General features: G+C 68.5%; 10 protein-coding genes. 9 read left to right on the forward strand and 1 reads right to left on the reverse strand.

The annotated features are described in order from the left end of the window. Window positions 1-13 precede the first annotated feature (13 nt). The 8 genes from AOZ49_RS07635 (at window position 14) to AOZ49_RS07670 (ending at window position 9,188) form a co-directional block, all read left to right on the forward strand. Window positions 14-1,513 carry an aldehyde dehydrogenase gene (locus AOZ49_RS07635; protein ID WP_054474771.1) on the forward strand — a complete coding sequence of 500 codons (1,500 nt, stop codon included), beginning with the start codon at window positions 14-16 and terminating at the stop codon, window positions 1,511-1,513. 194 nt (window positions 1,514-1,707) lie between these two features. After that, window positions 1,708-3,282: an ABC transporter substrate-binding protein gene (locus AOZ49_RS07640; RefSeq protein WP_054474772.1), complete on the forward strand. Its 1,575-nt coding sequence runs from the start codon at window positions 1,708-1,710 to the stop codon at window positions 3,280-3,282. 90 nt (window positions 3,283-3,372) lie between these two features. After that, entirely contained in the window at window positions 3,373-4,380 is a 1,008-nt protein-coding gene (locus AOZ49_RS07645; protein WP_025135337.1) for an ABC transporter permease, read from the forward strand. Further along, entirely contained in the window at window positions 4,377-5,216 is an 840-nt protein-coding gene (locus AOZ49_RS07650) for an ABC transporter permease (protein ID WP_054474773.1), read from the forward strand. The genes AOZ49_RS07645 and AOZ49_RS07650 overlap by 4 nt, the downstream gene beginning before the upstream one ends. Window positions 5,217-5,225: 9 nt before the next feature. Beyond that, window positions 5,226-6,860 carry an ABC transporter ATP-binding protein gene (locus AOZ49_RS07655; RefSeq protein WP_054474774.1) on the forward strand — a complete coding sequence of 545 codons (1,635 nt, stop codon included), beginning with the start codon at window positions 5,226-5,228 and terminating at the stop codon, window positions 6,858-6,860. A 27-nt stretch (window positions 6,861-6,887) separates the two neighbouring features. After that, window positions 6,888-7,208, forward strand: coding sequence for a cupin domain-containing protein (locus tag AOZ49_RS07660; protein ID WP_006394039.1), 321 nt, complete (start codon window positions 6,888-6,890; stop codon window positions 7,206-7,208). Window positions 7,209-7,224: 16 nt separating this feature from the next. Further along, window positions 7,225-8,283 carry a histone deacetylase family protein gene (locus tag AOZ49_RS07665; protein ID WP_054474775.1) on the forward strand — a complete coding sequence of 353 codons (1,059 nt, stop codon included), beginning with the start codon at window positions 7,225-7,227 and terminating at the stop codon, window positions 8,281-8,283. Window positions 8,284-8,291: 8 nt separating this feature from the next. Continuing rightward, on the forward strand, window positions 8,292-9,188 hold the full coding sequence (locus AOZ49_RS07670) for a DMT family transporter (RefSeq protein WP_054432373.1): 897 nt from the start codon (window positions 8,292-8,294) through the stop codon (window positions 9,186-9,188). Window positions 9,189-9,196: 8 nt separating this feature from the next. Here the strand turns inward: AOZ49_RS07670 and AOZ49_RS07675 are convergent, their stop codons facing one another. Continuing rightward, window positions 9,197-10,222, reverse strand: a complete 1,026-nt coding sequence (locus AOZ49_RS07675) for an HTH-type transcriptional regulator GntR (RefSeq protein ID WP_054474815.1) — start codon at window positions 10,220-10,222, stop codon at window positions 9,197-9,199. A 133-nt stretch (window positions 10,223-10,355) separates the two neighbouring features. Between AOZ49_RS07675 and AOZ49_RS32925 the strand changes: the two genes are divergently transcribed. Beyond that, window positions 10,356-10,745: TRAP transporter small permease (locus tag AOZ49_RS32925; RefSeq protein ID WP_054474776.1), on the forward strand; the 390-nt coding region annotated here is incomplete at its 3' end.

Consider the following 10,745-nt stretch of genomic DNA (forward strand, 5'->3'; position numbering starts at 1 on the left):
CGAGGACATCGTCATGACCCTGCATACTCTCGACTACTGGCAAGCCCGCGCCGACGCGCTGACGCTGCGCGGCCAGGCCTATATCGACGGCGCCTACGCCGACGCCGCCGACGGCGCCACCTTCGCGGCCACCAGCCCGATCGACGGCCGCAAGCTGGCCGACGTGGCCGCCTGCGGCCAGGCCGACGTCGATCGCGCCGTGGCGGCCGCCCGCCGCGCCTTCGAGGCCGGCGTCTGGTCCGGCCTGGCGCCGCGCGAATGCAAGGCGCGCCTGGTGCGGCTGGCGCAGCTCATCACCGAGCACAGCGAGGAGCTGGCGCTGATCGAGACCCTGGACATGGGCAAGCCGATCCGCGACGCGCTGGCCTTCGACCTGCCCGAGACCGCGCACTGCTATGCCTGGTACGGCGAGGCCATCGACAAGCGCTACGACGAGATCGCGCCGACGGGAGGCAATGCCCTGGCCACGGTCACGCGCGAGCCGCTCGGCGTGGTGGCCGCCGTGGTGCCGTGGAACTACCCGCTGCTGATGGCGGCGTGGAAAGTCGCGCCGGCGCTGGCCGCCGGCAACAGCGTGATCCTCAAGCCGGCCGAACAGTCGTCGTTGAGCGCATTGCGGCTGGCGGCGCTGGCCGAGCAGGCCGGCATCCCGGCGGGCGTCTTCAACGTGGTGCCCGGCACCGGCCCCATCGCGGGCAGCGCGCTGGGCCTGCATCCGGACGTGGACTGCGTGGCCTTCACCGGCTCCACCGCCACCGGCAAGCGCTTCATGAGCTATTCGGGCGAATCGAACCTCAAGCGCGTGTGGCTGGAATGCGGCGGCAAGTCGCCGCACATCGTGTTCGAGGACTGCCCCGACCTGGACCGCGCCGCGCTGATCGCCGCGCTGGCGATCTTCTCGAACCAGGGCGAGGTCTGCATCGCCGGCTCGCGCCTGTACGTGCACGACGCCATCTACGACACCTTTCTGGAAAAAGTGGCCCGTCATGCCGCCGAGATGCGGCCGGGCAATCCGCTGGATCCGGCCACGGCGCTGGGCGCCATGGTCGACGAGCGCCAGACGCGCTCGGTCATGGCGCGCATCGCGGCCGGCCAGGCCGAGGGCGCGACGCTGCGCATCGGCGGACGCCAGCTGCACACCGACAGCGGCGGCTTCTACATCGAGCCCACCATCTTCGATTGCGCCGATGCGTCCAGCGCGCTGATCCGCGAAGAGATCTTCGGCCCGGTGCTGGCGGCGCAGCGCTTCCATACGGAAGACGAAGCCATCGCACTGGCCAACGATTCCTCGTACGGCCTGGGCGCCGGCCTGTGGACCGCCAACCTGGGCCGCGCGCACCGCCTGTCGCGCCGCCTGCGCGCCGGCCTGGTCTGGGTCAATTGCTATGCCGACGGCGACATCACCGTGCCGTTCGGCGGCGTCAAGCAATCGGGCTTCGGCCGCGACAAGTCGCTGCACGCGCTGGACAAGTACAGCGACCTGAAAACCACCTGGATCGACATCACCCTGTAGGGCCGCGCCGTGCACCTCACCTATCGCCGCATTGGTGCGCGGCGCGCGGCCTGCACCCATACGAAGCATTGTTGTAGCAGCTCCACCCCGCAGTTCCCCGAGAAACAGGTGGCACGAGGTTTGCTTGTCATAGCCGGCACACGCCGCGTGACGCGCGGCCACCTGACAACCCTCTTCCAGCCCGGAGGCTCGCAGTGAAATCGAAGACTTGGTTCTCCCTCAGCATCGGCGCCCTGGTCCTGGCGGCCGCCTTGCCCGCCACGCAGGCCCTGGCCCAGACCAAGGGCGGCACGCTCAACATGATCGTCCAGCCCGAGCCGCCCGTGATCGTCACGGCCATCAACCAGCAGGGGCCGACGCAATTCGTCGCCGGCAAGATCTATGAAAGCCTGCTGACCTACACCACCGACCTCAAGCCGCAGCCCGGCCTGGCCAAGTCGTGGGAAGCGGCGGCCGACGGCCTGACCTACACCTTCCACCTGCAGGACAACGTCAAGTGGCACGACGGCAAGCCGTTCACCGCCGACGACGTGGTCTTCACGCTGGCGGACATGCTGCCCAAGACCCATGCGCGGGCCCGCGTGATCCTGAACAAGTTCGTCGACTCGGTGCAGGCGCCGGATCCGAAGACCGTGGTCATCAAGCTGAAGTCGCCGTTCCCGGCCTTCATGCTGATGTTCGAGCCGGGCTTCGCGCCGATCATGCCCAAGCACATCTATGCCGGCACCGACTACATGGCCAACCCGGCCAACCAGAAGCCGATCGGCACCGGCCCGTTCATGTTCAAGGAATGGAAGCGCGGCGAGTACATCAAGCTGGTGCGCAACCCCGACTACTGGAAACCGGGCAAGCCCTACCTGGACGAGCTGGTGTTCAACGTGATTCCGGACGCGGCCTCGCGCGCGGTGGCGTTCGAGCGCGGCAGCGTCGACGTGCTGCGCGGCGGCGACGTCGACAACGTCGACATCAAGCGCCTGCGCGCCCTGCCCAAGGTGGAATACACCACCGCCGGCTGGGAGATGTTCTCGCCCCAGGCCTACCTGATCTTCAACATGCGCAAGCCGCCCTTCGACAACCTGAAGGTGCGCCAGGCGGTGATGGCCGCGATCAACCGCAACATGGTGGTCAACAACATCTTCTTCGGCCTGGGCAAGGTCTCGACCAGCCCCTTCGTCACGACCGAGATGTTCTATGACAAGAACATGCCGCCGATGCCATTCGACATGAAGAAGGCGCGCGAGCTGATCAAGGAATCGGGCATCAAGCCCGGCGACTACACCATCCGCCAGTTGAGCTTCCCCTACGGCTCGACCTGGGACCGCCTGGGCGAATACACCAAGCAGGCGCTCGAACAGCTGGGCTTCAAGGTCAACCTGGAATCGACCGACGCCGGCGGCTGGGCCAGCCGCACCGGCAACTGGGACTTCGACCTGACCACCAACTTCACCTACCAGTACGGCGATCCGGCGCTGGGCGTGCAGCGCCTGTACATCTCGTCGAACATCGTCAAGGGGTCGCCGTTCGCCAACGTGCAGGGCTACAGCAACCCCGAGACCGACAAGCAGTGGGAAGCCGCCGCGTCCGAGGTCGACCCGGCCAAGCGCCAGGCGCTCTACACGCAGCTGCAGACCACGCTGGTCAATGAAGTCGCCAACGGCTTCCTGGTGGACATGGAGTTCCCCGCGCTGTATCGCGCCAACGTCAAGAACCTCGTCAAGACGGCCATCGGCCTGAACGAGTCGTTCGACGACGTCTACATCGAGAAGTAAACGCCGCAAGCCGCGGGCGCGCCATCCGGCCCGCCCGCGGCGCCCGGCCGCGCGACGGACGTCCGCGCCCGTCCACGGAGGACCCAGAGCATGAAATTCCTGTCTTTCCTGGTTTCGCGCATCGGCAAGGCCCTGGTGGTCGTGCTGGGCGTGGTCATCATCAATTTCTTCCTGATCCGCCTGGCGCCCGGCGACCCCGCCGCCGTGCTGGCGGGGCAGGCCGGCGCGGGCGATGCCGCCTACGTCGAGCAACTGCGCGTCGCGTTCGGGCTGGACAAGCCGGTGCTGACGCAGCTGTTCCTGTACCTGAAGGGCGTGGTCCAGCTGGACCTGGGCTTTTCCTACCGCAACCACGTGCCGGTGCTGGACCTGATCGTCGAGCGCCTGCCCGCCACCTTCCTGCTGATGTCCTGCGCCTTCGTCTTCTCGATCGTGCTGGGCGTGCTGCTGGGCGTGGTCGCGGCCAAGGCGCGCTACCGCAACAAGCGCCGCTGGATCGACAGCTCGGTCATGACCGGCGCCCTGTTGCTGTACGCCACGCCGCTGTTCTGGCTGTCGTTGATGGGCATCCTGCTGTTCTCGGTGGTGCTGGGCTGGCTGCCGGCGTTCGGCATGGAAACCGTGGGCGCCGGCCTGACGGGCTGGGCGCGCGCCGCCGACATCGCGCAGCACCTGATCCTGCCGACGGTGACGCTGGGCTGCTTCTTCATGGCGGTGTACGTGCGCCTGACGCGCGCCTCGATGCTGGAAGTGATCGGCATGGACTTCGTCAAGACCGCGCGCGCCAAGGGCGTCAGCCCCAGCCGCGTGATCCGCGCCCACGTGCTGCGCAACGCGCTGCTGCCGGTGATCACCTTCGCCGGCATCCAGCTGGGCCAGATGGCCGGCGGCGCGGTGCTGACCGAAACCGTGTTCGCCTGGCCGGGCATCGGCCGGCTGATGTTCGATGCGCTGCTGCAGCGCGACTACCAGCTGCTGCTGGGCATTTTCCTGGTGACCTCGATCATGGTGGTGGTGTTCAATCTGTTGACCGACGTGCTGTACCGCCTGATCGATCCGCGCATCGGCGCGGGCGCGCAGCAAGGAGCCGCGGCATGAAGCAATTCGCCCGACGCTATATGCGCAACTACGGCGCGGTGGCCGGACTGGCCATCGTGCTGGCCGTGGCCATCGTGGCGCTGGCCGCGCCGCTGCTGCACCAGGATTCGCCCTGGATGATGGTGGCCGATCCGCTGATCCCGCCCTTCACCGACGCCGCCTACCCCTTCGGCACCGACATGCTGGGCCGCGACATCACCGCCGGCCTGGTGTGGGGCGCGCGCGTCTCGCTGATGGTGGGCCTGCTGTCGACCGCGGTGGCGCTGGTGTTCGGCATCGTCGTCGGCGCCGTCGCCGGCTACTGCGGCGGCCGCGTCGATGACCTGCTGATGCGCTTCACCGAGTTCTTCCAGACCATTCCGCAACTGGCGATGGCGGTGGTGCTGGTGGCCATCCTGAGCCCCTCGATGTATTCCATCATGGGCGCGATCGCAGTGGTGTCCTGGCCGCCCGCGGCGCGCCTGGTGCGCTCTGAATTCATGACGCTCAAGCAGCGCGAGTTCGTGCAGGCGGCCATCGTCATCGGCCAGACGCCGGCGCGCATCGTCGGCACGCAGATCCTGCCGAACGCCATGTCGCCCATCATCGTCTCGGCCTCGTTCATGGTGGCCACCGCCATCCTGACCGAATCGTCGCTGTCCTTTCTGGGGCTGGGCGACCGCAACGAGATGAGCTGGGGCTTCATGATCGGCGCCGCGCGCACCATGATCCGCGAAGCCTGGTGGATGAGCGTGTGGCCGGGCGTGGCGATCCTGCTGACCGTGCTGGCCATCAATCTGATCGGCGAAGGCCTGAACGACGCCCTCAACCCGCAACTGCGCAAGCGCGGCGAATAGGAGACCGGCATGAACGCATCCGCGCCCCTGCTTTCCATCCAGAACCTCAGCATCGCCCTGCCCCGCGGCGGCGACCGCCCGTTCGCGGTGCAGGACGTCTCATACGACATCAACGCCGGCGAGATCCTCTGCATCGTCGGCGAATCCGGCTCGGGCAAGTCCATGAGCGCCAACGCCATCATGGGCCTGCTGCCCGACTACCTGACGCCGCAACAGGGCCGCACCCTGTTCCGCGGCGCCGACCTGTTGCAACAGGACGAGGCCACGCTGCAAGGCATGCGCGGCAAGGACATGGCCATGATCTTCCAGGAGCCGCTGTCGGCCCTGAACCCGCTGATGACGGTGGGCGAGCAGATCAACGAGGTCATGCGCGTCCACAACGCCTACCCCGGTCCGGAACGCATGCGGCGCACGCTGGAACTGCTGGCCTTCGTCGGCCTGCCGGACCCGGCCACGCTCTACCACGTCTATCCGTTCCGCCTGTCGGGCGGCCAGCGCCAGCGCGTCATGATCGCGATGGCGCTGGCGCTGGAACCGGCGCTGCTGATCGCCGACGAGCCGACCACCGCGCTCGACGTCACCACCCAGGCGCAGATCCTGGCGCTGATCGCCCGCATCCAGAAGGAAAAGGGCATGGGCGTGATGTTCGTCACCCATGACTTCGGCGTGGTCGCCGAGATCGCGCACCGGGTGGCGGTGATGGAAAAAGGCGTGCTGGTCGAGCAGGGCCCCGCCGAGGAAGTGCTGAACCGCCCGCGCCATCCCTACACCCAGCGCCTGATCGCGGCGGTGCCGCACCGCCGCGGGCAGGAGCGCGCCGCCGCCGAGCAGGAACGGCCGGTGCTGGAGGTGAAGGACCTGAAGAAGACCTACGTCATCGGCCACGGCTGGCTGGGCGGCAAGCGCGAAGTGCACGCGGTCGATGGCGTCAGCTTCAGCGTGCGCCGCGGCGAGACGCTGGGCATCGTCGGCGAGTCCGGCTCGGGCAAGTCGACCATCGGCAAGTGCCTGCTCAAGCTGGTCGGCATCAACGGCGGCCAGCTGATCTTCAATGGCCAGGACATCGCCGCCATGCCGGAGTCGCGCTTCCGGCCGCTGCGCAAGGACATCCAGATGATCTTCCAGGATCCCTTCGCCTCGCTCAACCCGCGCCATACCGTGGGCCGCATCATCAGCGACGGCCCGGTCGCCAACGGCGTGCCGCGCGCCCAGGCCGAGGCCCGCGTGCGCGAGCTGCTGTCGCTGGTGGGCCTGGACCCGTCGGCCTTCGACCGCTACCCCAACCAGTTCTCGGGCGGCCAGCGCCAGCGCATCGGCATCGCCCGCGCCCTGGCGCTGGAACCCAAGGTGCTGGTGGCCGACGAATCGGTGTCGGCGCTGGACGTGTCGGTGCAGGCCCAGGTGCTGCAACTGCTGCACGACCTGCAGCAGCGCCTGAAGATCGCGCTGGTGTTCATCACCCACGACCTGCGCGTGGCCGCGCAGATCTGCAATTCGGTGCTGGTCATGCACCGGGGCAAAGTGGTGGAATACGGATCGCCCAGCCAGATTTTCGACAACCCGCAGCACGCCTACACGCAACAACTCATCGCCGCCGTGCCCGGCCAGCACTGGGACCCGACCCAGGCGCAGGCCGCGGCCTGAAGCGGCCATCACAACCAGGAGACTTGCATGCAACGCCCCCCCGCCGTGCCCACCGTCCAGATCGACAACGACCAGGTCACCGTCACCGAATGGCGCTTTCCGCCCGGCGGGGAAACCGGCTGGCACCGCCACGGCATGAACTACGTGGTGGTGCCGCAGACCACCGGCCCGCTGCTGCTGGACACGCCCAACGGCCAGGTCACCAGCCAGCTCACCACCGGCGTGTCCTACTACCGGCCGGTGGGCGTGGAGCACAACGTCATCAACCCGGGCGACACCGAATTCGTGTTCGTCGAGATCGAGATCAAGCAGCCGGGGCAGGCCCCGGCCGCCGGCTGCTCGCACTGACGCGCAAAGGAACACCATGAAGGCGTTTTTCTCGGAAGAACAACTGCTGCACACCCCCCAGCAGTTCATGCGGCTGGGCCGCATCAGCGCCCCCACCGACCTGCCCTCTCGCGCCCACAGCCTGCAAGGGGCGCTGGCCGCCCGCGGCATCGCGGTCGAGGCGCCGCCCGACTACGGCCGCCAGCCGCTGGAAGCCATCCACAGCGCGGACTACCTGGACTACCTGGAAACCGCATTCGCCCGCTGGCAGGCGCTCAAGGCGCCGGGCGTGGATCCCGGCCCCGAAGTGCTGCCGAACCTGTCGCCCTACTACAGCGGCCGCGTCGAAGCGGCCGGGCGCGGCCCCTGCCCGTCGCCGTCGATCGTGGCGCAGACCGGCTACTACCTGAGCGACCTGTCCTGCCCCATCGGCCCGCATACCTGGCGCTCGGCGCTGCGCTCGACCCACAGCGCGGTGGCCGCGGCCGAACACGTGGCCGCCACCGGCGGCGCGGCCTATGCGCTGTGCCGGCCCTCGGGCCACCACGCCCACCGCGACCGCGCCGGCGGCTTCTGCTATCTGAACAGCAGCGCGGCCGCCGCCGCCCGGCTGCTGCAGACCTGGTCCAAGGTGGCGGTGCTGGACGTGGACGCGCATCACGGCGACGGCACCCAGAACATCTTCTACCAGCGCGCCGACGTGATGACGGTATCGCTGCACGCCGACCCCACCGGCTACTACCCGTTCTACACCGGCTACGCGCACGAGCGCGGCCACGGCGCCGGCGAGGGCTGCAATCTCAACCTGCCGCTGCCGCACGGCGCCGGCAACGACCCGTTCCTGCGGGCGCTGGACAGCGCGCTGGCGGCGCTGGCCGGCTACGGGCCGCAAGCGCTGGTGCTGGCGCTGGGCTTCGACACCTACAAGGACGATCCCATCAGCGTGCTGAAACTGGACATCGACGCCTACCGCGACATCGGCGCGCGCGTGGCCAGCCTGGGCCTACCCACGGTGGTGGTGCAGGAAGGCGGCTACATGGTGCAGGCCATCGGCCCGGCGCTGGACGCGTTCCTGCAGGGCCTGGCCCGCGCCTGAGCCACGCCATGGCCACCTCCTCCGCCACGGCGCCCGGCGCCATCCCGGCCGCCGGCTCGCGCCAGGCCGGCATCCTGCTGTTCTTCGCGGCGCTGGTGGCCTTCGCCACCTTTGACGCCGGTTCCAAGCAGATGCTGATGCGCTATCCGGCGCCGTTCCTGAACATCATGCGCTACATCGCGGTGGCGACGCTGGCGCTGGGGCTGCTGTGGCGCCACGGCTGGCCGGACCTGCGCGGCGCGCCGCAAAAGCCCCTGCTGATCCTGCGCGGCCTGATGCTGGCCACCGTCGGCACCTGCTTCATGACGGCGCTGATCTGGATGCCGCTGTCCGAAGCCACGGCCATCTACTTCACCTCGCCGCTCATCATGGTGGCGCTGTCGCCCTGGCTGCTCGGCGAACGGGTGCGGCCGGTGCAATGGACGGCGGTGGCGGCCGGCTTTGCCGGCATGCTGCTGATCGTGCGGCCCGGCGCCGACCTGCCGGCGCTGGGCACCCTGCTGATGGCGGTCTCGGCGGTCAGCTACGCCATCTTCCAGGTGCTGACCCGCAAGCTGTCGGGCAAGGTGGCCGGCCCGGTGCAATACGCCTACACCGCCTTCATCTGCCTGATCGTCACCGCGCTGCCCGCGCCCTTCTTCCTGCCGGATCCCTGGCCGGACCTGACGGACATGGCCTTGATCGTGGGCCTGGGCGCCTGCAGCGGGCTGGCGCAGATCCTGCTGATCGCCGCCTTCCAGCGCGTCGCGGCGGCCACGCTGGCGCCGCTGAACTACTTCCAGCTGCTGCTGGCGGTGGCTTTCAGCACCTTCTGGTTCCAGCGTCCGCCCGACGGGCTGGCGCTGACCGGCATCGCCATGATCATGGCGTCCGGCGTGTTCCTGGCGCTGCGCCGCGCCGGCTAGGAGCGGCCTCAGGAGGTTTCGCGCTGCACCAGCGTGAAACCCAGGTCCACGTGGCGCTGCGCGATGGGCTGCCCGGCCAGGTGCCGCATCAGCAGTTGCGCCGCCTCCCGCCCGATCTCGTAGCGCGGCGTGGCGATGGTCGACAGCGGCGGCGCGGTCCAGGCCGTTCCCGCGAAGTCATGAAAGCCCACCAGCGCCATCCGGCCGGGCACGCTGACGCCCAGCCGCCCGCACTGGAACACCGCGCCTTGCGCCAGGTCGTCATTGCAGAAGAACACCGCGTCGCAATCGGGATGCTGCGCCAGCAGCGTTTCCAGCAACGTCGCCCCCAATGCGATCGAGGATTTCTCGGGCGTCATGATCTCCAGCGCGGGATCATGCAGGCCGGCGTCGCGCAACGCCTGCCGGCACCCTTCGCAACGGCGCAGCGAGCGCGGGTCGAGCTGGGCGCCGACGATGCCGATGCGGCGGTAGCCGCGCTCCACCAGGTGGCGGCCGGCGGCGTAGCCGGAATCGAACTGCGAGAAGCCGACGCTCATGCCCTCGCTGTCCGGCAGCGTCTCGATGGTGTGGACCGTGGGCATGGCCTGCGCCCGCAACAGCGCCCAGACGCCGGGATTGTGGTCGATGCCGGTCAGGATCAGGCCATCGGGCAGGTGCTGCAGGTACTTGCGCAGCAGCGCCTCCTCGGCATCGGGCGAATACCCCGTGACGCCGATCAGCAGGTGATAGCCCTGCTCGTCCAGCACGTCCTTGATGCCGGTGATGATGTCCACGAACACCACGTTGCTCAGCGACGGGATCAGCACCACGATGGTCTGCGACCGCGCCGACGCCAGCGCGCTGGCGGCGTGGTTGGGCACGTAGCCCAGTTCGCGGCAGACCTCGGCGATGCGCAGGCGCACCGCCTCGGCCACCTTGTCGGGCGTGCGCAGGGCGCGCGACACCGTGATCGCGCTGACCCCGGCGCGGTCGGCGACCTCTTGCATGGTCACCCGTCCGGCGCGGGTGCTGCGGGGCTTGCGGATGGACATCGAGCTGACTGGGCGGTTGGCGAGCACGTAGTCTGACCTAAAGATCAGGGCTTGCCAAACCAAAAATGTTAGCGCTAACATTGCCCTCGCGATATCCATAAGAATTCCGGAAAACGGAAAAGAGGAGACAAGCATGCAAGGATCCCCCAAGGGGCGGCCTGGCGGCGCGCTGGCGCGCGCGGCCGACTGGTGCGCCCGGTTGCAGACCTGGCTGATGGTGGCCTGTCTGGTGGTCATGGTGGTGCTGCTGTTCGGCAACGTCGCCATGCGCTACCTGTTCAACTCCGGCATCAACGCCTCCGACGAGGTCTCGCGCCTGGCCTTCGTCTGGCTGATCTTCCTGGGCTCGGTGCTGGCGTTGCGCGATCACCAGCACATCGGCGTGACGATGCTGGTGGAACGCTTCGGCCCCGCCGCGCGCCGCGTCTCGCACATCTTCTGCCAGCTGCTGGTGTTGTGGGTGCTGTGGCTGATGGCCGACGGCAGCTGGACGCAGACCCTGATCGGGCTCGACACGCTCCTG

The sequence above is a fragment of the Achromobacter sp. 2789STDY5608615 genome (assembly GCF_001298995.1).
GTDB lineage: Bacteria > Pseudomonadota > Gammaproteobacteria > Burkholderiales > Burkholderiaceae_B > Achromobacter > Achromobacter insuavis.